Annotated in this window: 19 protein-coding genes and 1 pseudogene; 8 read left to right on the top strand and 12 right to left on the bottom strand. The window is 63.2% G+C overall.

The features are described 5' to 3' along the window. Positions 1-43: 43 nt before the first annotated feature. The 6 genes from BA190_RS28970 to rimO form a co-directional block, all read right to left on the bottom strand. Complete coding sequence (locus BA190_RS28970; protein ID WP_068296184.1) at positions 44-838, bottom strand: amino acid ABC transporter ATP-binding protein; 795 nt, start codon at positions 836-838, stop codon at positions 44-46. Positions 839-852: 14 nt separating this feature from the next. After that, entirely contained in the window at positions 853-1,488 is a 636-nt protein-coding gene (locus BA190_RS28975; protein ID WP_068296358.1) for an amino acid ABC transporter permease, read from the bottom strand. Between the two features lie 4 nt (positions 1,489-1,492). Then, a complete protein-coding gene (locus BA190_RS28980) occupies positions 1,493-2,161 on the bottom strand; it encodes an amino acid ABC transporter permease (protein ID WP_245314983.1) in 669 nt (222 codons plus the stop codon). 106 nt (positions 2,162-2,267) lie between these two features. Further along, complete coding sequence (locus tag BA190_RS28985; RefSeq protein ID WP_068296187.1) at positions 2,268-3,140, bottom strand: transporter substrate-binding domain-containing protein; 873 nt, start codon at positions 3,138-3,140, stop codon at positions 2,268-2,270. Between the two features lie 213 nt (positions 3,141-3,353). Then, positions 3,354-4,553 carry a class C beta-lactamase gene (gene ampC, locus BA190_RS28990; protein ID WP_068296191.1) on the bottom strand — a complete coding sequence of 400 codons (1,200 nt, stop codon included), beginning with the start codon at positions 4,551-4,553 and terminating at the stop codon, positions 3,354-3,356. A gap of 405 nt (positions 4,554-4,958) precedes the next feature. After that, positions 4,959-6,311, bottom strand: coding sequence for a 30S ribosomal protein S12 methylthiotransferase RimO (gene rimO / locus BA190_RS28995; RefSeq protein ID WP_068296194.1), 1,353 nt, complete (start codon positions 6,309-6,311; stop codon positions 4,959-4,961). Between the two features lie 297 nt (positions 6,312-6,608). Here rimO and BA190_RS29000 point away from each other — a divergent pair, with 297 nt between their 5' ends. The 8 genes from BA190_RS29000 (at position 6,609) to BA190_RS29035 (ending at position 14,584) form a co-directional block, all read left to right on the top strand. Continuing rightward, positions 6,609-7,262 (top strand): FadR/GntR family transcriptional regulator, encoded by a 654-nt coding sequence (locus BA190_RS29000; RefSeq protein WP_082980102.1) that lies wholly within the window; start codon positions 6,609-6,611, stop codon positions 7,260-7,262. 11 nt (positions 7,263-7,273) lie between these two features. After that, positions 7,274-8,443: a PLP-dependent transferase gene (locus tag BA190_RS29005; protein ID WP_068296365.1), complete on the top strand. Its 1,170-nt coding sequence runs from the start codon at positions 7,274-7,276 to the stop codon at positions 8,441-8,443. An 81-nt stretch (positions 8,444-8,524) separates the two neighbouring features. Further along, positions 8,525-9,790 (top strand): sugar ABC transporter substrate-binding protein, encoded by a 1,266-nt coding sequence (locus BA190_RS29010; protein ID WP_068296203.1) that lies wholly within the window; start codon positions 8,525-8,527, stop codon positions 9,788-9,790. A 229-nt stretch (positions 9,791-10,019) separates the two neighbouring features. Next, entirely contained in the window at positions 10,020-10,943 is a 924-nt protein-coding gene (locus BA190_RS29015) for a carbohydrate ABC transporter permease (RefSeq protein WP_068296206.1), read from the top strand. Between the two features lie 2 nt (positions 10,944-10,945). Next, entirely contained in the window at positions 10,946-11,785 is an 840-nt protein-coding gene (locus tag BA190_RS29020; RefSeq protein ID WP_068296209.1) for a carbohydrate ABC transporter permease, read from the top strand. Between the two features lie 13 nt (positions 11,786-11,798). After that, positions 11,799-12,866 (top strand): ABC transporter ATP-binding protein, encoded by a 1,068-nt coding sequence (locus BA190_RS29025; protein WP_068296212.1) that lies wholly within the window; start codon positions 11,799-11,801, stop codon positions 12,864-12,866. 136 nt (positions 12,867-13,002) lie between these two features. Next, entirely contained in the window at positions 13,003-14,232 is a 1,230-nt protein-coding gene (locus tag BA190_RS29030) for an MFS transporter (protein ID WP_068296215.1), read from the top strand. A 1-nt stretch (position 14,233) separates the two neighbouring features. Further along, entirely contained in the window at positions 14,234-14,584 is a 351-nt protein-coding gene (locus BA190_RS29035; RefSeq protein WP_068296217.1) for an ArsC family reductase, read from the top strand. A 182-nt stretch (positions 14,585-14,766) separates the two neighbouring features. Here BA190_RS29035 and BA190_RS29040 read toward each other — a convergent pair whose 3' ends face one another. The 6 genes and pseudogenes from BA190_RS29040 to BA190_RS29065 all read right to left on the bottom strand — a co-directional run bounded on the left by BA190_RS29040 (position 14,767) and on the right by BA190_RS29065 (position 21,551). Continuing rightward, positions 14,767-15,120, bottom strand: coding sequence for a DUF1428 domain-containing protein (locus BA190_RS29040; protein WP_068296219.1), 354 nt, complete (start codon positions 15,118-15,120; stop codon positions 14,767-14,769). 96 nt (positions 15,121-15,216) lie between these two features. Beyond that, positions 15,217-15,708, bottom strand: coding sequence for a peptide deformylase (locus tag BA190_RS29045; RefSeq protein ID WP_068296222.1), 492 nt, complete (start codon positions 15,706-15,708; stop codon positions 15,217-15,219). Between the two features lie 31 nt (positions 15,709-15,739). After that, complete coding sequence (gene cueR, locus BA190_RS29050) at positions 15,740-16,174, bottom strand: Cu(I)-responsive transcriptional regulator (protein ID WP_068296224.1); 435 nt, start codon at positions 16,172-16,174, stop codon at positions 15,740-15,742. Between the two features lie 84 nt (positions 16,175-16,258). Continuing rightward, positions 16,259-18,532: pseudogene (locus BA190_RS29055) on the bottom strand (heavy metal translocating P-type ATPase); the annotation flags it as partial. A gap of 201 nt (positions 18,533-18,733) precedes the next feature. Beyond that, positions 18,734-19,432, bottom strand: coding sequence for an SOS response-associated peptidase (locus BA190_RS29060; protein WP_068296230.1), 699 nt, complete (start codon positions 19,430-19,432; stop codon positions 18,734-18,736). 31 nt (positions 19,433-19,463) lie between these two features. Further along, positions 19,464-21,551: an ATP-dependent helicase gene (locus BA190_RS29065; RefSeq protein WP_082980104.1), complete on the bottom strand. Its 2,088-nt coding sequence runs from the start codon at positions 21,549-21,551 to the stop codon at positions 19,464-19,466. Positions 21,552-21,587 lie beyond the last annotated feature (36 nt).

Raw genomic sequence — 21,587 nt, forward strand, 5'->3', positions numbered from 1 at the left:
AGCCCCTGGATTGCTTCGCTTCGCTCGCAATGACGATGAGCCTTTACGTACCCTGGTGCAGGCCGGCGAAGCGCGCGAGGAAGGCGCGCAGCCGCTCATTCGGCTGCTCGCCGAACACCAGCGCGGGCGGTGCGTCGATCATGATCTTGCCTTGATCTGTAAACACCACGCGGTCGGCCACTTCACGCGCGAAGGCCATTTCATGGGTCACCAGGATCATGGTGCGTCCCTCGGTCGCCAACTCGCGCACGACGCCGAGGACCTCGCCGACGAGTTCGGGATCGAGGGCGGAAGTGATCTCGTCGAGCAGCAGCACCTTGGGCTCCATCGCCACCGCGCGCGCGATGCCGACGCGCTGCTGCTGCCCGCCGGAGAGCTGTCCCGGCATCGCATCGATCTTCGCCGACAAGCCGACGCGGCCGAGCCATCTCTCGGCAATGCTCCGGGCTTCGGCCTTGCTCTTGCCGCGCGACTTGACCAGGCCCAGCATAATGTTCTGCGCTGCCGTCAGATGCGGAAACAGGTTGAACTGCTGGAACACCATGGCGGCGTCGACGCGAATATGGGCGAGTTCGCGTTCGCTGCGCCGCCGCCGCTTGCCATTGGCCTCGCTGAAGCCGACCTCGACCCCGTCGATGCGGACGGATCCCCCGTCATATTCTTCCAGGAAGTTGATGCAACGCAGCAGGGTTGTCTTGCCGCTGCCGGACGGGCCGATGATGGCGATGACCTGGCCTTTCTCGACCGAGAGGTCGACGCCTTTCAGGACCTGCAGGGTCCCGAAAGACTTGGTGAGATTGGCAATCTCGATCACCGGCTGGGGTGCGGCGTTGGACATGGCGGTTCTTCCGATCAGACGAAGCGCTTTTCGAGCCTGCGGCTCAGGGCGGAGAGCGGGAAGTTGATGGCGAAATACAGCAGGGCACCCAGCACATAGAGCGGCAGGGCGACATGGGTGCGGCCGATCACCTGCTGCAGCGAGAGCAGAAGGTCGACGATGCCGAGCAGGGATACCAAAGACGAGCCCTTCACCGTGTCGACCACGCTGTTGATGAAGGGCGGCAGGAAGCGCCGGACGGCCTGTGGCGCGAGGACGTAGACGAAGCGATCGAAGAGGCCGAGGCCGATCGACTGGGCTGCTTCCGTCTGTCCCTTCGGAATGGCTTGGAACGCACCGCGCGTGATCTCGATGATCTGCGCCGATTTGAAGGCGGTGAGCGCCACGATCGCGGCCAGCAGGCTGGGAAGATTGATGCGCAATGCCGGCAGGCCATAATAGATGAAATAGAGCAGGACCAGGATCGGCACGCCGCGGACGAAATCGGCATAGAGCCGGATCGGCAGTCGTGCCCAGGCCGGTCCAAAGACCAGCGCACAGCCGAGCGGTATGCCGATCAGCAGGGAAATCACGACCACGGCCGCGGAGACGAAGAGCGTGGTCCACAGGCCGCCGAGCAGGAAGGGGAGCGTTTCGAGAATCATGGACATGGCATCACCGGCTGATGGCATAGCGCCGCTCGGCCAGCCTCAGCAGCAGCAGGATGGCGTAGCTGGTCACCAGATAGATCGGCGTCGCGAGTAGATAGACTTCGACGGTGCGGAAGGTCTGTGTCTCGATCCAGCGCATGCCGTAGGCGAGTTCGGGCACGGCGATGGCGGAGGCGATCGAGGTGTCCTTGAACAAGGAGACATAGGTGTTCGAGAGCGAGGGCAGGGCGATGCGTAGCGCCGTCGGCAGGCGGATGTGCCAGAGCACGCCGAAAGGTGTCAGGCCGATGCTCTTGCCCGCTTCGATCAGGCCCTTTGGCACGGCCTCCAGGCCCGCCCGCAAGACTTCGACGAGATAGGCGCCGGAATAGACGGCAAGCGTGGCCACGAAGGAGGTCGTTGCGCCATATTGCAGGTCGATGGCGCTGGGGATGCCGTAAAAGACCAGATAGACCAGCAGCAGCAGCGGCACGTTGCGGATGAATTCGACATAGAAGCGGATCAAGGGGCGGGCCCAGCGGGGCCCGTCGAGCTGGACCAAGGCGAGGACCAGTCCGATGAGCATGCCGATCGCAATGGTCGCGGCCGCCAGTTCGACGCTCAACAGCAGCCCCTCGAAGAGCTTGGCTGAATAGCGCCAGACGATGGCGAAGTTGAAGTGATAGTTCATCATGCCGGAGGTCCAGCCATCGTGCGCAATGGAGTCCCCGCATCGCCGGTCGGATTCGATACCAAGCCGTACCGGCGATGCTATTGGGAGTTTGCAGGAATATCGGAACCTAGAAGGTCGGCAGGCCGGGTTTGCGGGCCGGCGGCGTCAGGCCGAAATAGTCGCGCAGCGCCGCATCATAGATCTCGTTCTGGTGGCCATGGATCGCCACGCCGAAGGTCGTGTTGACGAAATGAAGCCAGTCCGGGTCGCCCTGGCGAACAGCGGCACCGTAGAGCATGGCGTTCCAGGATTTGCCGGCATCGAAATATTTGTCGGGATGCCGCTTGGCGAGCCACCAGACGTTGGACAGATCGACGGCGGCGGCGTCCACGCGCTTGGAATCCAGGGCGAGCACGACATTGGGCTGGCTGTCGAGCTGCATTACCGTCGCCTCGGGCAGCACCTTCTTGACCGTTTCCTCCGCATCGACGTTCTGCAGGATGGAAATGCGTGCGGAGGAGCCGGCCTTGAGGAGGTCGTCGAAGGTCTTCTTGTCGCTGTCGGGGCGCGTCAGCAAGGCGACGCCCTCGACGTAATAGGGGCGCGAATAGGCGACGAGCTGGGCCCGGGCGGGTGAGATCGTCATGAACTGGATGACGACGTCGACCTTGCCGGTGTTGATGTTGGGCACGCGCTGGGCGGCATCTTGCCGCACGAATTCGATTTTGCTCGCGTCATCGAACAGGCCCTTGGCGAGGATCTTCGCCATGGCGATGTCCATCCCGGTGAGCTCGCCCTTCTCGTCTTCGAAATGCCAGGGCGCATTGGTCGAGCCGGTACCGACGATCAGGTGGCCGCGATCGAGTATGGTGCGGAGCAGGCTGTCGGATGAGGCCTGTGCTGCTGCCTGCCGGGCGGAGCCGACGACGCTTGCCAGGGCCAAGCCGCCGAGCAGGCCGCCCTTGACCAGATTCCGTCTGGTTTCGGCGAAGTCTTCCATAGTGCTGTACTCCCCGTTGTTTGGATGTGATATTTCATTATTATGTTATAATAGGCATAGTTATGGTATTAATGCTCTCCGGGGGTGTCAAGATGGATGTCGGTCGGCGGCTGTGGCTCTCCGGTTTCGGCGGAAGGACAAACGGCACGAAAAAGCCCTGCACCGCGGAGGTGCAGGGCGTTGTCGAGCTGTCGCAGGAATGACGAGTGCGTCTCAGGGCTTGGACGCCGACCTTTTCTGGCCGTCGAGTGCGCTCAGGATCTGCCAGGCCGCCTTGATCCGATCCGGAATGGGATAGTTCTTGTTGGCCAGGATCGCGATGCCGATGCCCCTGGCCGGCACATAGGCGACATAACCTCCAAAGCCGTTGGTGGAGCCGGTCTTGTTGAACAGCATGTCACGCCGAGCCGGCTGTGGCGGCATGAGCTTGTGCGCCTCATGCGGTTCGAAAGCCATCTTGGCCGAGTTTCCGGCGAGCAGGCGCTCGAGCGTGGTTGGATAAGTGTACATCTCCCATCCGAGCCCCTGCTGCATCACGCCTACCTTGTAGTAGCCGACATGCGTGGCGGCGATAGCGCGCCGGAGCGTTTCATCCAGCCGGGACCCATTGATATTGGCCTCGACGAAGCGGATGAGGTCGGTCGCCGTCGTCTTGATGCCATAGGCCTCGGCATCCATGGGGCCTGGCGACACCCGGATGGGCCTGCCATCCTTGGTAATGCCCCAGGCATAGTCGGCCATCCGCTCCTGCGGTACCCTGACATAGGTGTTGGAGAGGCCGAGCAGGGGCAGCAACTCCGTCTGCATGAGATCGTCGAAGGGTTTTCCCATCGCCCCTGCGGCGAGGTAGCCGAACAGGCCGATGCTCGGATTGGAATAGAGCCTGTGGGTGCCGGGCGGGAAGGCCGGGTGCCATGCCTTGTAATAGGCGATCATCCTGGCATCGTCAGTGACCTCGTCCGGGAACTGCAAGGGCAGGCCGCCGGCCGTATAAGTCGCAAGGTCGAGCAGGCTGACATTGTCGAGGTCGCTGCCGGCAAGAGCCGGCAATCTCTGCCCCGCCTTGTCCGACAGGGAGAAGGCGCCACGCGCCACGCCATAGGCTGCGAGGGTAGCCGTGAAGGTCTTGCTGATCGAGCCCATCTCGAAAAGCGTTGAATCCGTGACCTTCTGTCCGCCTTCCTGCGAGGCAAGGCCATAATTGAAGACGAATTGCTTGCCGTCGGCGATGACGGCAACGGCCATGCCGGGAATGGCATTGCGTTCCATCAGAGGCTTGATCGTGCCATCGACGACATGCTGGAGGCGATCCTGCCCAAGGGATGTCTGAGCCCATGCCGACGCGGCGACGAGCATGGACGCCGCAAATGTGGACATGGCGACAAACCGCCCGTGCGACAACGAGAAATTCATTCCCAACTCCATTTTCGGGTTGTGTCCCGGAAGAGGCTCGCATCGTCGGCGCTTTCCTGCACCGCCGATCGTCTGCCCGCTGGGACTCCGGATAGGAGCAAATCAGGCCGGTGCCAAACGATGAATAGTTGGATTGGGCATGAGAAAATCTTGGCCTCAGAGGCGACGTTGCACGTCATCGCGGCCTGAGTGAGCGCTGGATATAAGTTTCCCTCTCGGTATTGCGACGAGAGCCGAGGCGTTTCATGCCGCCGAAAATGCCGGGATGAGGCCGATCCGGTAGATGCAAGAGACCACGATTTCAGTTGCCGCGGATCGCCCAAGGGCGTGCAGGATTCCCGGCGAGTCGTGTCGCCAAATTCGCTGTGGCAGGTTGGTTGGGTAGGAGCGTACGACCGTCTGTCGTCAGACCGCGATGCCGTGCAGGTCGTAGGCGTCCGAGCGCTCGATCTTCACGGTGACGATGTCGCCGACCCGCAGCGGGCGACGGCTGGCGACGTAGACGGCGCCGTCGATTTCCGGCGCGTCGGCCATGGAGCGGCCCTTGGCGACGGTCGGCCCGGTCTCGTCGATGATGACGGATAGGCGCTTGCCGACCTTGTTCTTCAGCTTGCGGACCGAGATCTGCTGCTGGGTTTCCATGAAGCGGCGATGGCGCTGCTTTTTCACCTCGTCCGGCACCGGCATCAGGCCAAGATCATTGGCAGTGGCGCCGGCCACGGGCTCATATTCGAAGCAGCCGACGCGATCGAGCTGGGCTTCGCGCAGCCAGTCGAGCAGCAGTTCGAAATCCTCGTCGGTCTCGCCGGGGAAGCCGACGATGAAGGTGGAGCGCAGGGTGATGTCGGGGCAGATATCGCGCCATTTATGGATGCGCTCCAACACCTTCTCCTGGTTGCCGGGGCGGCGCATCGCCTTCAGCACCGTTGGGGAGGCGTGCTGGAAGGGGATGTCGAGATAGGGCAGGATCTTGCGTTCCGCCATCAGCGGAATGACGTCGTCGACATGCGGGTAGGGGTAGACATAGTGCATGCGCACCCAGACCCCGAGCTCGCCCAGGGCCTTGGAGAGATCGTAGAACTTGGCCTTCAGGGGCTCGCCCTGCCAGGGGCTCTCCGCATAGCGGATGTCGACGCCATAGGCCGAGGTGTCCTGGCTGATCACCAGCAATTCCTTGACGCCGGCCTTTACCAGCTTCTCGGCCTCGCGCATCACGTCGCCGGCCGGGCGGGAGACGAGGTCGCCGCGCAACTTGGGGATGATGCAGAAGCTGCAGCGATTGTTGCAACCCTCTGAAATCTTTAAATAAGCGTAATGCCGTGGTGTGAGCTTTAGGCCCTGCGGCGGCACCAGATCCGTATAGGGATCATGCGCCGGAGGCGCGGCCTTGTGCACGGCCTCGACCACCGTCTCATATTGCTGCGGCCCGGTGACGGCGAAGACGTTGGGAAATTTCTCCAGGATCGGGTCGGGCTCGGCACCCATGCAGCCGGTGACGATCACCTTGCCGTTCTCGGCCATGGCATCGCCGATGGCACCGAGGGACTCCGCCTTGGCTGAATCGAGGAAGCCGCAGGTGTTGACGATGACGAGGTCGGCGCCCTTGTGGTTGCGGGTGATGCCATAGCCCTCGGCCCTGAGCTGGGTGAGGATGCGCTCGGAATCGACCAGGGCCTTGGGGCAACCCAGCGAGACATAGGAGACCGTCGGGGCCGTCTTGCCCTCGGCCGTCTCTTGCGCTGCTTCGATCACCGCCATGTCCGCTTTCTTTCCGTCTGTCTCATGAAACGCGTTCCTTTGCGCCAAGACGGGCCGGAATGCAATTGCGGAGTGAGCATGGCAGGCAACTGAGCCCGGTCTTCAGAGCGACCGGAAGCACCCTGCCTGCAACCAGGGATCGCAGTTAGTCTGACTTTCTCCTTGACAATCGAACCTGCCTCGAAAAATAGTCAGATGTCAGACCAATTTTAAAGCATCATCCGGAAGCCGCATTTGAGCACGCCGTCTCTCCAGGGACTTGCTCCGCTGCCATCCGCCGACAGGGCGGATGATGTGATGCGAGCGATCGGTACCTTCATCGCCACCTCCGGCGTCAAGCCGGGCGAGCGTTTGCCAACCGAACGGCAGCTGATGCAGACGCTGGCGGTCGGTCGCTCCACGGTGAGAGAAGTCATCCGCAAGCTGCAGGCTCTGGGCGTGGTCGAGTCCCGCAAGGGCAGCGGCACCTATCTCAAGCGGGCGTTCTCGGCCGACGCCATCCATATGCCGCTGGTGATCGATGCCACCTTGCTGCGCGACCGTCTGCTGCAAACGCTGGAAGTTCGGCGTGGGCTCGAAACCGAGGTGAGCGCTCTGGCTGCCCTCAGGGCGACGCCCGGCGATATCGCCGTCATCGAAGCCAAGCTCGATATCATGGAGGCCGTGCATCTGGAGAAGGGCACCTCCGGCCCCGAGGATCTCGCCTTCCATCTGGCCATCTATGACGCCAGCCATAATCCTTTATTCGGCCAACTCCTGGAACAGATGCGCGGCGCCTTCGAGAATTTCTTCGAAGAGCCGTTCGACCGTCCGGATTTCGCTCGCCGTTCCTTTCGTTTCCATCGTGAGCTCTTCGACGCCATCGTCCAGCGCGATCCGCAGACGGCGCGTTTAAAGACGCTCGCCATTCTCGAAATTGTCGAAGAAGACATCAAGGACATGTCCAAATGACCGACCACCGGATGCCGCAGGCAACGGATGATCTCGATTATGCCAGCCTCGTCGTCGCGCATGACGATGTCCATGCCTTCGAGGCCGTCGTGCCGCCGATCGTGCAGACCTCGTTGTTCACCTTCTCGAGCTTCGAGGAGATGGCGGCGACCTATCGCGGTGAACAGGTGCGCCCGGTCTATTCGCGCGTCGGCAATCCCACCACACGGTTGTTCGAGCAGAAGATCGCCGAACTGGAGCGTACCGAGGATGCCATCGGCTTTGCCAGCGGCATGGGTGCGATTTCCTCCAGCGTTTTGGCCTTCGTCGAGCCGGGCGATCGGATCGTCTGCGTGCGGCATGTCTATCCCGATGCCTATCGCCTGTTCGAGACCTTGCTGAAGCGCTGGAAGGTCGAGACGGTTTATGTCGACGGCCGCGATGCCGAGGCCGTGGCGGCGGCCCTGCCGGGTGCCAAGCTGCTTTATTTGGAGAGCCCGAACAGCTGGATGATGGAGACGCAGGACATTCCCGTCCTCACGGCGCTGGCGCGCAAGCATGGGGTGGTCAGCATCATCGACAACAGCTGGGCTTCACCGGTGTTCCAGCAGCCGGTGCGCCTCGGCGTCGATCTCGTCGTGCACTCGGCTTCCAAATATATCGGCGGTCATTCGGATGTGGTTGCCGGCGTGGTGGCGGGCCGCAAGGAGCTTGTCGACATTATCCGGCGCACCATCACCCCGTATCTGGGCGCCAAGCTGGCGCCGTTCGAGGCCTGGCTGCTGTTGCGCGGTCTGCGCACACTGCCGACACGCATGAAGGCGCATGAGGCCGCCGGCCTCGCCGTGGCCCGGAGGCTCGGCGAGCTGCCCGAAGTGGTGGCGGTCCATCATCCTGGTCTCGGCAACAGCCTGCCACCCGGCCTGAGCGGCACCTCCGGCCTGTTTTCCTTCGAATTCGACGACAGTGTCGACATTCCCGCCTTCTGCAACGCCCTGCGCCTGTTCAAGATCGGCGTGAGCTGGGGTGGGCATGAAAGCCTGGTGGTGCCGGCCCTGGTGGGGCGTGGGCAGAACGCCGGTCCCAATTCGGCCGTCGATTTCGGCGTGCCCGAACGCATGGTGCGGCTGCATGTGGGCCTCGAGGGCGTGGATGCGCTGTGGGGCGACATCACCCAGGCGCTATCAGCCGCGAAGAGATAGGGCGAGCCCGGACGCAATCCGCCGGAAGGCGTCCGGGACGACCTTGGAAGTGAAGCGCAATAACAAGAGAGGGGAGTCTCAATGTTCAAGAAACTGCTGCTGGCCGCCACGGCGTCGCTGGCCATGACCTTGCCTGCTTGGGCGGATACCACGCTCAAGCTGACGGAAGTCATCACCAGCCCCGAGCGTACGGAGACGCTCAAGCAGATCGTTAAGACCTTCGAGGACGCCAATCCCGGCGTGAAGGTCGAGATCACTTCGCTGCCCTGGGGCCAGGCCTTCGAGAAGTTCGCCACCATGGTTTCGGCGGGCGATACGCCCGATGTGGTCGAGATGCCGGATCGCTGGATCTCGCTCTACGCCAATAACGGCATGCTGGAGAACCTCGAGCCCTATCTGGCCAAGTGGGACCACACCAAGGATCTCAACGACAAGACGCTCCAAATGGGGCGCTACATCAACAACACCGCCTATGGATTGCCCTACGGCTTCTATCTGCGCGCGATGTTCTACAACAAGAAGCTGTTCAAGCAGGCCGGCATCGACAATCCGCCCAAGACGATTGACGAGTTCGTCGAGAGCGCCAAGAAGATTTCCGCCATTCCCGGCAAGTTCGGCTACTGCCTGCGCGGCGGCCCGGGCGGCCTCAATGGCTGGATGATGATGGGTGCGACCGCGGCCGGCAACGACACCTTCTTCAAGCCAGACGGCACCTCCACCATGGCCGACCCTGCCTGGGTGAAGGGCCTCAGCGTGTTCGTCGATCTCTACAAGAACGGCTACGTCCCCAAGGACAGCGTGAACTGGGGTTTCAACGAGATCGTCACCGGCTTCTATTCCGGTACCTGTGCCATGCTCGACCAGGATCCGGATGCGCTGATCGCCGTGGCCGACAAGATGAGCAAGGACGACTACGACGTCGCTCCCATGCCCAAGGGGCCGGCCGGCAAGAGCTTCCCGACCCTGGGCTATGCCTCCTGGTCGATGTTCGCCGCCTCGGAGAACAAGGATCTGGCCTGGAAACTGATCGCGGCGCTGGACAGCCCCGAAGGCAATATCGCGTGGAACAAGCGCACCGGCGCCCTGCCGATCTACAAGGCGGCGGAGCAGGATCCCTTCTACGCCGATCCCAAGTTCAAGGGCTGGTTCGACGAACTGCGGGATCCCAATGTGGTGCCGCTGGTCATGCCGTTCCATCTCGAGGAGTGGGCCTTCTTCGACAGCTCCATCGCACTGAAGACCACGCAGCAGGCCTTGCTTGGCCAGCTCGCGCCTGACCAGCTTGCCAGCCAATGGGCCGAATATCTGACCAAGGCTCAGCAGGCCTACCTGGCAAAGAAGAAATAACCGTTCCGTAGGCTCTGCGCGTCTTCCTTCTCCTCTTACGGGAGAAGGTGGCACGAACTGCCGGATGAGGGGAGATATGCGACCTCTCCAGGGGGGCGCTGGAACCCCTCATCCGCCTGCCGGCACCCGGTCCACTCCAAGCGGAGCGGACGTACCCGCAAGGGGAGAAGGGACGGTTGGGCGCGCCGGCTGCCTTCTCGGTCCCCAGCCCGTTCCCGATCGGATCATCATGGCTCTGGCAGACATCCCCATTCAAACCAGACGGCGCAGCCGAAGCGCCTGGCTGGCGCTCGAACCCTGGCTCTATGCCACCCCTTCGATCATCCTGATCGTGGCGATCATGCTCGTGCCGCTGGCGATCGGCATGTCCTACGCATTCCGTGATATCCAACTCCTGAAGCCGTTCGGGGGAGGCTATGTCGGCCTCGAGCATTTCCGCACGTTGTGGGGCGACCTGAATTTCTGGAACGCTCTCTCCAATACGGTTTTGTGGACCGTGATCTCGGTCGCGCTGCAATTCGTGCTGGGACTCATCCTGGCCTTGCTGTTGAACCGGCCTTTCCCCGGACGCGGCGTGGTGCAGGCCCTGGTGTTCCTGCCTTGGGCCGTGCCCAGCTTCCTGTCCGGCCTCAACTGGGCCTGGATGTTCAACCCCATTGTCGGCCCCTTGCCGCATTGGCTGTCCGGACTGGGGGTGATGTCCGCGCCCGACAATCTTCTGTCCAGCCCGACCCATGCCATCTGGGGACCGATCGTCGCCAATGTCTGGTGGGGCTTCCCCTTCTTCGCCATCACCCTGCTGGCCGCCCTGCAATCCATTCCGCAGGATATCTACGAGGCCGCTGAGATCGATGGTGCCGGGCCGCTCAAGCGCTTCACCTCGATCACCATACCGTTCCTGGCGCCGACAATTGCCATCACGGTGCTGCTGCGCGCCGTCTGGATCGCCAATTCGGCCGATCTCATCGTGGTGATGACCGGGGGCGGGCCGGCGGATTCGACCCAGATCGTGGCCAGCTACATCTACACGCAGGCCTATAAGCGCCTCGATTTCGGTTATGCCTCGGCGATCTCGCTGGTGCTGCTCGTGCTGCTGCTCGCCTATGCCTCCACGCTGATCGCGCTCCGGCAAATGCTGATCCGGAAGGGATGACTATGCGCCGCTCCACACGTCGATCCCTCTATTGGGCCCTGCACTACACGCTGATCGGCCTGTTCCTGGCCTTCGCCCTGTTTCCGCTGTACTGGCTGTTCAAGGTCTCTGTCACGCCAAATGACCTGCTCTACAGCGAGGGGGTGAAGCTGTGGCCGTCGCGCTTCAGCTTCGATCACTATACCTCGGTGATCCGTCACACGGATTTTCCGCTGTTCTTCCGCAACAGCGTGATCATCTCCGGCTTCACCGCCCTGTTCACCACATTTCTGGCGGCCGGGGCCGGCTACAGCTTCTCGCGCTTCGTCTACAAGGGGAAGTTCTGGCTGGTCGGGCTGATGCTGATTACCCAGATGTTCCCGCTGGTAATGACGATCGCGCCGATCTTCAAGCTGTTCCAGCCGCTCGGCCTCAACAACAGCCTGACCGGCCTGATCATCATCTATACCGCCTATAACGTCCCGTTCGCAGCCTTCCTGATGCAGTCCTTCTTCGACGGCATCCCGAAGGACCTGGAGGAAGCGGCGATGATCGACGGCGCCACGCGCTTCGGGGCGCTGCGCCAGATCATCCTGCCCCTGACCATGCCCGGCATTGCCGCCACGCTCGGCTTCGTCTTCACCGCTGCCTGGAGCGAACTGCTCTTCGCCCTGATGCTCAACACCAAGGACAGCGTGATCACCTTCCCGGTGGGGCTGCTCAACTTCGTCTCGAAGTTCGCGGTGGATTTCGGGCAGATGATGGCGGCCGGCGTGCTCGCGCTCATCCCCGTCTGCATCTTCTTCTTCCTGATCCAGCGTTACCTGGTCCAGGGCCTCACGGCTGGCGCCGTGAAGGGCTGAAAGGGTTATTCCGATGGCCAATATCGAAGTGAAAGCCGTCCGCAAGAACTACGGCGCCTTGCCCATCCTCAAGGGCATCGACCTCTCCATCGCCTCGGGCGAATTCGTGGTGCTGGTCGGCCCCTCCGGCTGCGGCAAGTCGACCCTGCTGCGTCTCATCGCCGGTCTGGAGGACACCAGCCAGGGGCAGATCCTCATCGATGGCGCCACGGTGAACGACCTGCCGCCTAGGGATCGCGACATCGCCATGGTGTTCCAGTCCTACGCGCTCTATCCGCATATGAGCGTGCGCGACAATATGAGCTATGCGCTCAAGCTGCGGAAGAAAGCAGCCGATTTCATCTCGAGCGCAGTGACCAAGGCCGGGGCCAAACTCGGCCTGGAGGCCCTGCAGGACCGCAAGCCGCGGCAATTGTCGGGCGGGCAGCGCCAGCGTGTCGCCATGGGACGCGCCATCGTGCGCAATCCCAAGGCCTTCCTGTTCGACGAGCCGCTCTCCAATCTCGATGCCCGCCTGCGCGAGCAGATGCGTTTCGAGATCCGCAAGCTGCACCGGGATCTCGGTGCGACCTCGGTCTATGTCACGCATGACCAGATCGAGGCGATGACCATGGCCGATCGCATCGTCGCCATGAACGGGGGCGTGATCCAGCAGGTCGGCGCGCCGCTCGAACTCTATGACGATCCCGCCAACATGTTCGTGGCCGGCTTCATCGGTTCGCCGGCGATGAACTTTCTGGATGCCCAGGCGCAGCCGGGCGAGGGCGGTACGACCCTGCGCGTCGGGGATACGGTGCTTGCCGTCCTGCCGGGCCAGCGCCTGCCCGAGAAGATCGTCGTCGGCATTCGTCCGGAGCGTGCGGCACTCTCGCCGGACGGCAACGTGCCGGCTCGCGTCGATCTGGTCGAGCCGACAGGTCTCGGTACGGTGGCGCATCTGGAGATCGGTGGGCAGGGCCTGAAGCTGTTCACCACCGAGCGCCCTGCCTTGACGGCAGGCGAGGTCGTGAGGCTGGCGATCGCTCCCGGCGATCTGCGCCTGTTCGACCCGGCGAGCGGAGAACGCATCAGACTGGCCTGATGCGCAGGGTTTTCATCGGACAAGGGCTGGCCAAGCCGGCATCACCCATGACAAAAGAGGGGCTGAATTCCTTTCAGCTCCGCATGACGCCTTCCCCGGCCGGGGTAGCTGCATGCCTTTTCTTTTGTGAGATTTGATGTCCCGCATTGCAACGACGGGCGAGGCTACGCATGAGCCCGTGGCCTCCGGCTGGATTACCCTGCTGATTGCGGCGGCCTGTGGCCTCATCGCCGCGAATATCTATTATGCCCAGCCGCTGGTCGGTCTGATCAGCGTCGATCTCGGCATGTCGCCGGGCGCAGCCGGGCTGATCGTGACGATGACGCAGATCGGCTACGGCGCCGGTCTGCTGTTCCTGGTGCCCCTCGGCGATCTGATCGAGAATCGCAAGCTCATCCTCTGGGTGATGATGCTGGCCGTCATTGCTCTGGCGGGGGCCATGCTGGCCCGCAGCAGCCTGCAATTCCTGGTCTCCGCCTTGCTGATCGGGCTCGGTTCCGTGGCCGTGCAGATCCTCGTACCCTTTGCCGCGCATCTGGCGCCCGAGGCGCGGCGGGGCAGGGTGGTCGGCAATGTGATGAGCGGGCTGATGGTCGGCATCATGCTGGCCCGCCCGGTATCGAGCCTGATCACCTATTTCAGCTCCTGGCACATGGTGTTCCTCGTCTCCATCGTTGCCATGCTGGTGCTGGGCGTTGTGCTGGCCCGCGCCTTGCCGAAACGCCAGCCGCCGCCGGCTCCGTCCTACGGCCGGCTTCTGCTCTCGATGGCGACCTTGATGCGCACCACGCCGATCCTGCGCCGGCGTGCGCTCTATCAGGCCTGCATGTTCGGCGCCTTCAGTGTGTTCTGGACCTGCACCCCGCTGTTGCTGGCAAGCCCTGCCTTCGGCATGACGCAATCGGGCATCGCGCTGTTCGCGCTGGCCGGAGCGGCAGGCGCAGTGGCGGCTCCCATCGCCGGACGGATTGCCGATCGCGGCTGGGTCCGTCCGGCCTCGGCCTTCGCCATGACGCTCGGCGCGGTCAGCTTTCTGCTCACCCATCTGGCCGAGCCAGGATCGAACCTGTCCCTCGGCCTTTTGGTCACGGCCGCGATCGCGCTCGATTTCGGCGTCTCGGCCAATGTCGTGCTCGGTCAGCGGCTGATCTACAATCTGGGGGCGGAATATCGCAGCCGTCTCAACGGCGTCTATATGGCGACCTTCTTCGTGGGCGGCGCCCTCGGCTCGGCTCTGGGCGGCTGGGTCTATGCCCATGGCGGCTGGACGGCAACGTCCTGGCTCGGCTTTGCCCTGCCGGTGCTTGCCTTGCTTTATTTCTCGACGGAAAAGAGGGCTTCAATCAGCCCAGGAGTCAGGATCTGACATGAGTGTGACGATCTACGGCATCAAGACCTGCGATACCATGAAGAAGGCGCGGACCTGGCTCGAGACCCATGGCAAGGCCTATGCCTTTCACGATTATCGGGTCGAAGGCATCGATCGCGCGCATCTGGATGCCTGGGCGGACAAGGTCGGCTGGGAAGTCCTGCTGAACAAGACCAGCACGACCTTCCGGGCCTTGTCCGAAGGCGACAAGCAGGGCATCGACCGAGCCAAGGCAATCGACTTGATGCTGGCCGAGCCGACCATGATCAAGCGGCCCGTCCTCGATCTCGGCAATGGCAAGCTGCTTGTCGGCTTCAAGCCGGATCGCTATGCCGCCGCGATGGCTTGATGGGGACAGGGCGGGCCGTGTGCTAACCTGACGGACAAGAGCACTTATGTTGGTGTGCTGATCTTCAGATCGGCATTCTGGGTAGCGATATGTCTGTCGAAAAGATGCCGATCTGGAGATCGGCACACCAATTCTGATGACTTGGATTGACCCCTATGAACAAGCGGCGATGAGGATCTGGCCTACATCTCGATCAGGCTGGTGAACCCGCCAAAGATCATGCGCTTGCCGTCGAAGGGCGCGTTCGCCATGCTGCCCTCCAGCCGGGGATCGGCCATCACCTTGGCCATGACGGCATCGCGCTCCTCGCGCGAGCGGTAGGTCACCCAGGAGAAGATGACGATTTCGTCCTCCTTGGCCTGAACGGCGCGCGGAAAGGACGTGACTTCACCATAGGGGACATCGTCGGCGACGTATTCGACATAGCTGAGTGCGCCATGTTCCATCCACACCTGGCCGCCGAGACGAGCCATTTCCTCGTAGGCCTTGAGGTTTTGCTTGGGCACGGCGACAACGAAACCGTCGACATAGGTCATTTCAGCTTCCTCCTGCTTCGATCTCCCAAGGACGTTCGATACCCGGACAAGCCGACAGCCCCGGCAAGATTTTGTGAGCTGCGGGGCCGGCCGGCATCAGGATCGCTTTTGAAAACGCTTGATGACCCGCTCGCGTTTCAGGCGCGACAAGCACTGTATCCAGAAGATGCCGTCGAGCTGGTCGATCTCGTGCTGCAAGCAGACGGCGAGGAGGCCATCGGCTTCTTCCGTTTCCTGCGTTCCTTCGAGTGTCTGGAAGGTCACGCGCACGCGCGCCGGGCGTTCGACCGTCTCGGTCACTCCAGGCATGGAGACGCTGCCTTCGACGTGCTCTCGCTTATCCTGCGAAGACCAGACGATGGCTGGATTGACATAGACTCGCACCCTGTTCTCGCCGGGCAATTCGAGCACCGTAAGGCGCTTGGCGATGCCCAGATGCGGGGCGGTGATGCCGATGCCGGGCGCGGCCCGCATGGTGTCGAGCAGATCCTGGGCAAGAACTGCCAGATCGGCGTCGAAAGCGGTGACCGGGGCTGCGGGAAGGCGCAAGCGCGGATCGGGAAAGCGCAGAATCGGTTGGGCAGGCATCGTGGGAAGCTAGCTTATCTCGTCAGCATCATCACGCTTGGCGGCGTTTGGGCTTGGGCTTGGGGGGCGCGGCCTCCTCGCCATGGGAGAGATCCTCCAGGATCGGGCAATTGGGCCGGTTGTCGCCGTGGCAATTATGGACGAGGTGACGCAGAGTCTTCGCCATCCCCTCGATCTCGCGCGCCTTGCGTTCGAGCTCGGTGATGTGAGCCGCCGCTATGCTCTTGACGTCGGCGCTGGCCCGGCTGCGGTCACTCCACAAGGCAAGCAGGGTTTCCATCTGCTCGACGGAAAAGCCGAGGTCGCGGCTGCGCCGGATGAAGCGCAGCGTGTGGATGTCGCTGTCGGCATAGACGCGATAGCCCGCTTCGGTGCGGGCTGCGCTTGGCATCAATCCGATGGATTCGTAGTAGCGGATCATCTTGGCTGAAACGCCGGAAGCGGAGGATGCCTCACCGATGTTCATGACGGTTTTTCCTGTTTTTCCTTGCTGAGAAAGCTTCATCACGATTCTCGAATCGTGATGAGGTTTCTTCGATATTCCATTGAATCAATTCGATGAATTTAAGGCATGTGTGCCTATCGCCTGTGTCGATGGAGCTGCGGGTCGGTAGCTCTTGAGCCGGAGGGCGTTGGTCACCACGAAGACGCTGGAGAGCGCCATGGCGCCGGCTGCGAGCATTGGCGAGAGCAGGGTGCCGTTGACGGCATAGAGCGCGCCGGCCGCGACGGGGATCAGCGCAATGTTGTAGGCGAAGGCCCAGAACAGGTTCTGGCCGATATTGCGCATGGTCGCTCGCGACAGGCCGATGGCTTTGACGACGCCGTTGGGGTCACCCGCCATCAGCACCACGGCCGCGCTTTCGATGGCGACGTCGGTCCCCGTGCCGATGGCGATGCCGACATCGGCGGTGGCAAGGGCAGGCGCATCGTTGATGCCGTCGCCGACAAAGGCAATCTTGCCCCCTCTGGCCGCGAGCCGCTGCACGATCTCGGCCTTGCCGTCGGGCAGGACTTCGGCCTCGATGGTTTCGATCCCGAGCCTTGCCGCAATCGCCTGCGCCGTCCGCCGGGCGTCACCCGTCACCATGGCGACCTCGATACCAAGTGCCTTGAGGGCTGCGACGGCGGCCTTGGCCGTGGGCTTGATCGGATCGGCGACGGCGATGACCGCGGCGATCCTGCCGTCGACGGCCGCGAAAAGGGGCGTCTTGGCCTGTTCGCCGAGGGCCTCCGCGCGGGCGGCGAGCGCTCCGGCATCGATGCCCTGCTCCGCCATCCAGCGTGACGAGCCGATCGCGACCTTCCGGCCGTCGACGAGGGCGAGGGCGCCGCGCCCCGGGATTGCCTCGAAAGCGGCTGCCGGGGGAATGGCGAGCTTGCGCTCGCGGGCGGCCTTGACGACGGCCGTGGCCAGAGGATGTTCCGAGCGTGCCTCCACCGAGGCCAGCAAGGCGAGAACCTCATTCTCCGAAAAGCCGGGAGCGGTTTCGATATCGGTGACCGCAGGTTCACCCTGGGTGAGGGTGCCCGTCTTGTCGAAGGCGACGATCTTGACGTCACGCAGGCCTTGCAGGGCATCGCCGCGCCGGAAGAGCACGCCGAGCTCGGCCGCGCGCCCGGTCGCCACCATGATCGACGTGGGGGTTGCCAAGCCCATCGCGCAGGGGCAGGCGATGATCAGCACGGCCACGGCATTGACGAGGGCGAAGGTGAGGGCGGGGTTCGGGCCGAGCAGCAACCAGGCGATGAAGGTCAGCGTCGCGATGGCGATGACGGCGGGCACGAACCAGGCCGTGACCTTGTCGACCAGCGCCTGGATCGGCAGCTTGGCGCCCTGGGCCGCCTCGACCATGCGGATGATCTGGGCGAGCAGGGTCTGCGAGCCCACCTTCGTCGCCCGGAACGCGAAACTGCCGGTTTTGTTGATGGTCCCGCCGATGACCTCGGCACCGACGCCCTTGGTGACCGGTATCGCCTCGCCGGAGATCATCGACTCGTCCACGTAGGAGGAACCTTCGACGATTTCGCCATCGACGGCGATCTTCTCGCCGGGGCGAACCCGGATGATGTCTCCCGGCTGGAGCTCGGCGATCGGCACCTCGGTCTCCGAGCCATCGCGCAGCCGCAGGGCCGTCTTGGCCTGCAGACCGGCCAGTTTGCGGATCGCCTCGCTGGTCTCGCCCTTGGCGCGTGCCTCGAGATAGCGGCCGAGCAGGATCAGCGTGACGATGACGCCGGCGGCCTCGTAATAGACATAGGCCGTGCCTTCCGGCAGGGCCGCGGGCAGGAAGGTCGCGACCACCGAAAACAGCCAGGCGGCACCGGCGCCGAGGGCGACCAGTGCGTTCATGTCCGGAGCGCCGCGCAGCAAAGCGGGAATGCCCTTGACGAAGAAACGCAGTCCCGGACCGAACAGCACCAGGCTGATCAGCACGAACTGGGCATACCAGTTCCACTGGCCCAGATTCATCTGAACGGTGTGGTGGAGGGCCGGTATCAGGTGCCCGCCCATCTCGACCAGGAAGACCGGTATGGTCAGCACGGCCGCAAGCGCTAGGTCCCGGCGGAGCGTGGCAATCTCAGCCTTGCGGGCCGTGCGCTCGGGATCTTCCGCATGGTCGTCCTCGATTACATGGGCGCCATAACCCGCCTTGGCGATGGCGGCCAGCACGGGGGGCAAATTGACCGGCCCTTCGAAGGAGACCTGGGCTCGCTCGGTGGCGAGATTGACGGCTGCCTGTACGACGCCCGGCGTGGCGGCGATGGCTTTCTCCACGCGGCGAACGCAGGACGCGCAGGTCATGCCCTCGATGGCGATGTCGAAAGTCGCGGGGCTCAAAGTTGGAGAACTCAAAGTCGGAGACATGGGGCAATCCCTTTCCAGGTCATTGCCTAGATAGGTAAACCTTCCAGTCATTGGAAGGTCAAGGGGGCTTTGGAGCGCAGACTTCCAGTCCGCTCTTCTCTTTCTGTCAGCGTGGTGTTTCAAAGAGCGGACTGGAAGTCCGCGCTCCCAGCCTCCTCACACCGGTGCCGCTACGTCCTCAGCATTGTTGGCCGGACTGTTGACGCGCGACGAAATCGGCCAGATCTCCATCAGCTCGGGCAGAAAGGGCACCATCAGGTCGAAGGGATCGGGCTCGATGTTGTCGAGCCAGCGCCGATGGTTCTCCGGGGCGAGGATCACCGGCATGCGGTCATGGATCGTCGCCATCAGTGCATTGGCCGGGCAGGTGACGATGGCGAAGCTGCGCGTGATCTCGCCGGAGGCCTTGTCGACCCAGCTTTCCCAGACACCGGCGACGGCGAAGGGACGGTGATCCTTCATGGCAATGGCATAGGGCTGCTTCGCCCCTTTCACCGGCTTGCCGTCCGCCTCGAGGATCTTCATCCATTCGAAGAAGAGATCGATCGGGACGAGGCAGCGCCGGGCCTTGTAGGCATCGCGGAAGGAAGGCTTGGTCTGGATGCCTTCGCAACGGGCGTTGATGGGCTTGGGCCAATCGCCCGGGTCCTTCACCCAGTTGGGAATGAGCCCCCATTGCAGGAGGTCGTGGACATAGGCGGCAGACCGAGGCTGACGGCGGATCACCCAGAAGTGCTGGGCCGGCGCCCCGTTGAAATGGGCTTCCCAGGCACGGGCGACCTCTTCCGGCGTGGCCCCCGGTTCCGTCTGAAGGCCCGGCAGGTCCGGGCTGCGCTGCATGATCCGTCCACACATGGCCGGACCATGGCACGCCCACCTGCAGGTCTCAACGCCACATGCCGCGCATGCGGTCGCGCAGGTCGATCGAGCTGTGGATGCCGCTTTGTTGCCGGGCATCGGAGGCTGCCACCCTCGGCCACATCACCTGCTGGAAGCGGTCGAGGATCGCAGACGGGATGAAGCGGGTGCGGTTGGCATAGACATGCCGGTCGCCCTGGGAATGCTGGCCATGGGTGAAGAAGCGCTGCGGCATCACGAGGTGCAGGCTGTCGCGCGCGCGGGTCATCGCGACATAGAGCAGTCGGCGTTCCTCCTCCAGGTCGTTCTTGGTGCCGGCGGCAAGATCCGCCGGCAGGCAGCCATCCACCGTGTTGAGCACGAACACCGCTTTCCATTCCTGCCCCTTGGCCGAATGGATGGTGGAGAGGATGAGATAATCCTCGTCCCGCAAGGGAGGGCCCGCTTCGTCGCTAGTGGCGCTGGGCGGATCGAGCGTCAGCTCGGTGAGGAAGCGCTCGCGGGACTCGTAGCCCGCGGCGATCTGTTCGAGCTGGAGAAGATCGGCACGGCGCGCTGCGGCATCCTCATGCATGCGCTCGAGATGGGGCTCGTACCAGCGGCGAACGCGCTCGATCTCCCCGGGCCAGTCGCTCAGTCCCTTGTGCAGGCTGGCGGCCAGATCGATGAAATCCGGCCAGTCCGCACCGGCGCGGGGCGGGGCGGGCAAGGCGGCGATATCGTCGACGCCGACGGCATCGAGGACATTGGCGGCGGAGGTAGGACCGACGCCCGGCAGCAGTTGCAGGACGCGGAAACCGGCAACGCGATCGCGCGGATTCTGCGCCCAGCGCAACAGGGCCAGCATGTCCTTGACGTGGGAGGCATCGAGGAATTTCAGCCCGCCGAACTTCACGAAGGGAATGTTGCGGCGGGTCAGTTCGACCTCGAGCGGGCCGGAGTGGTGGGAGGCGCGAAACAGCACGGCCTGCTGCTTGAACGTCATGCCGCTTTCGCGGTTCTCCAGGATCTGTCCGGCCACGAAATCGGCCTGTCCGGCCTCGTCCCTCACGGTGACGAGCTGGGGACGTTCGGTCGATTGCCGCTCCGTCCATAAATTCTTGGTGAAGCGCTCGCTGGCAAGGGCGATCACGGCATTGGCCGCCGCCAGGATGGGCTGGGTCGAACGGTAGTTGCGGTCGAGCGTGATGATCTCGGCCGCCGGCGAGAACTGTGCCGGAAAGTCGAGGATGTTGCGCACGGTGGCGGCACGGAAGGAATAGATCGACTGAGCGTCGTCGCCGACCACCGTGACGCCACGTCCGTCCGGCTTGAGCGCCTTGAGGATCGAGGATTGCAGGCGGTTGGTGTCCTGGTATTCATCGACCAGGACATGGTCGAAACGCACCGAAATATCGGCGGCGATCATCGGCTCGGCCACCATGTGCGACCACCACAGCAGCAGGTCGTCATAGTCGAGCACATTGTTGGCGAGCTTGGCCTCGACATAGGCAGCAAACAGGCTGCGGAGTTCCGCCGCCCAGGCCAGGCACCAGGGAAAGGCCTCTTTCAGCACATTTTCGAGTTCGTCCTGCGCGTTGACCACCCGCGAATAGATGGCGAGGCACGTGCCCTTGCTCGGGAAGCGGTTCTCCGTCTTGGAGAATCCGAGCTCGTGGCGCACCAGATTGATCAGGTCGGCAGAATCCTCCCGGTCGTGAATGGTGAAGGAGGGATCGAGGCCGATCTGGTAGGCATATTCACGCAGGAGGCGGGCGCCGACGGCGTGGAACGTGCCGGCCCAAGTCAGCCCTTCGCTCAGTGTCGCCCCTTTCGCTCCCATGACCTTGGCAGTGATCCGCTCGACCCGCCTAATCATCTCAGAGGAAGCTCGACGCGAGAAGGTCAGGAGGAGAATGCGCCTGGGATCAGCGCCTTCGGCAATGAGATGGGCAACCCGGTGGGCCAGCGTGTTGGTCTTGCCCGATCCGGCACCGGCAATGATCAGCAGGGGACCGGCCGGCTGGCCGGAACCATGTTCGACCGCGCGGCGCTGGTTCTCGTTCAGCCCGGCGAGAAGATCGGCGGGCGATTGAACCAGCTCCTCGGGCACAAGAAGGGCTGCCTGCGCATTCATGCCTTGCTCTCGCGTGGTGAGAAACGAATCCGCCCA

The organism is Labrys sp. WJW, assembly GCF_001676615.1.
Classification (GTDB): domain Bacteria; phylum Pseudomonadota; class Alphaproteobacteria; order Rhizobiales; family Labraceae; genus Labrys; species Labrys sedimenti.

Coding starts and splice junctions, on each gene's coding strand:
- BA190_RS28970 (WP_068296184.1), bottom strand. CDS start 838: ATGTCCAACGCCGCACCCCAGCCGGTGATCGAGATTGCCAATCTCACC.
- BA190_RS28975 (WP_068296358.1), bottom strand. CDS start 1,488: ATGTCCATGATTCTCGAAACGCTCCCCTTCCTGCTCGGCGGCCTGTGG.
- BA190_RS28980 (WP_245314983.1), bottom strand. CDS start 2,161: ATGATGAACTATCACTTCAACTTCGCCATCGTCTGGCGCTATTCAGCC.
- BA190_RS28985 (WP_068296187.1), bottom strand. CDS start 3,140: ATGGAAGACTTCGCCGAAACCAGACGGAATCTGGTCAAGGGCGGCCTG.
- ampC (WP_068296191.1), bottom strand. CDS start 4,553: ATGAATTTCTCGTTGTCGCACGGGCGGTTTGTCGCCATGTCCACATTT.
- rimO (WP_068296194.1), bottom strand. CDS start 6,311: ATGGCGGTGATCGAAGCAGCGCAAGAGACGGCCGAGGGCAAGACGGCC.
- BA190_RS29000 (WP_082980102.1), top strand. CDS start 6,609: ATGCGAGCGATCGGTACCTTCATCGCCACCTCCGGCGTCAAGCCGGGC.
- BA190_RS29005 (WP_068296365.1), top strand. CDS start 7,274: ATGCCGCAGGCAACGGATGATCTCGATTATGCCAGCCTCGTCGTCGCG.
- BA190_RS29010 (WP_068296203.1), top strand. CDS start 8,525: ATGTTCAAGAAACTGCTGCTGGCCGCCACGGCGTCGCTGGCCATGACC.
- BA190_RS29015 (WP_068296206.1), top strand. CDS start 10,020: ATGGCTCTGGCAGACATCCCCATTCAAACCAGACGGCGCAGCCGAAGC.
- BA190_RS29020 (WP_068296209.1), top strand. CDS start 10,946: ATGCGCCGCTCCACACGTCGATCCCTCTATTGGGCCCTGCACTACACG.
- BA190_RS29025 (WP_068296212.1), top strand. CDS start 11,799: ATGGCCAATATCGAAGTGAAAGCCGTCCGCAAGAACTACGGCGCCTTG.
- BA190_RS29030 (WP_068296215.1), top strand. CDS start 13,003: ATGTCCCGCATTGCAACGACGGGCGAGGCTACGCATGAGCCCGTGGCC.
- BA190_RS29035 (WP_068296217.1), top strand. CDS start 14,234: ATGAGTGTGACGATCTACGGCATCAAGACCTGCGATACCATGAAGAAG.
- BA190_RS29040 (WP_068296219.1), bottom strand. CDS start 15,120: ATGACCTATGTCGACGGTTTCGTTGTCGCCGTGCCCAAGCAAAACCTC.
- BA190_RS29045 (WP_068296222.1), bottom strand. CDS start 15,708: ATGCCTGCCCAACCGATTCTGCGCTTTCCCGATCCGCGCTTGCGCCTT.
- cueR (WP_068296224.1), bottom strand. CDS start 16,174: ATGAACATCGGTGAGGCATCCTCCGCTTCCGGCGTTTCAGCCAAGATG.
- BA190_RS29060 (WP_068296230.1), bottom strand. CDS start 19,432: ATGTGTGGACGGATCATGCAGCGCAGCCCGGACCTGCCGGGCCTTCAG.
- BA190_RS29065 (WP_082980104.1), bottom strand. CDS start 21,551: ATGAATGCGCAGGCAGCCCTTCTTGTGCCCGAGGAGCTGGTTCAATCG.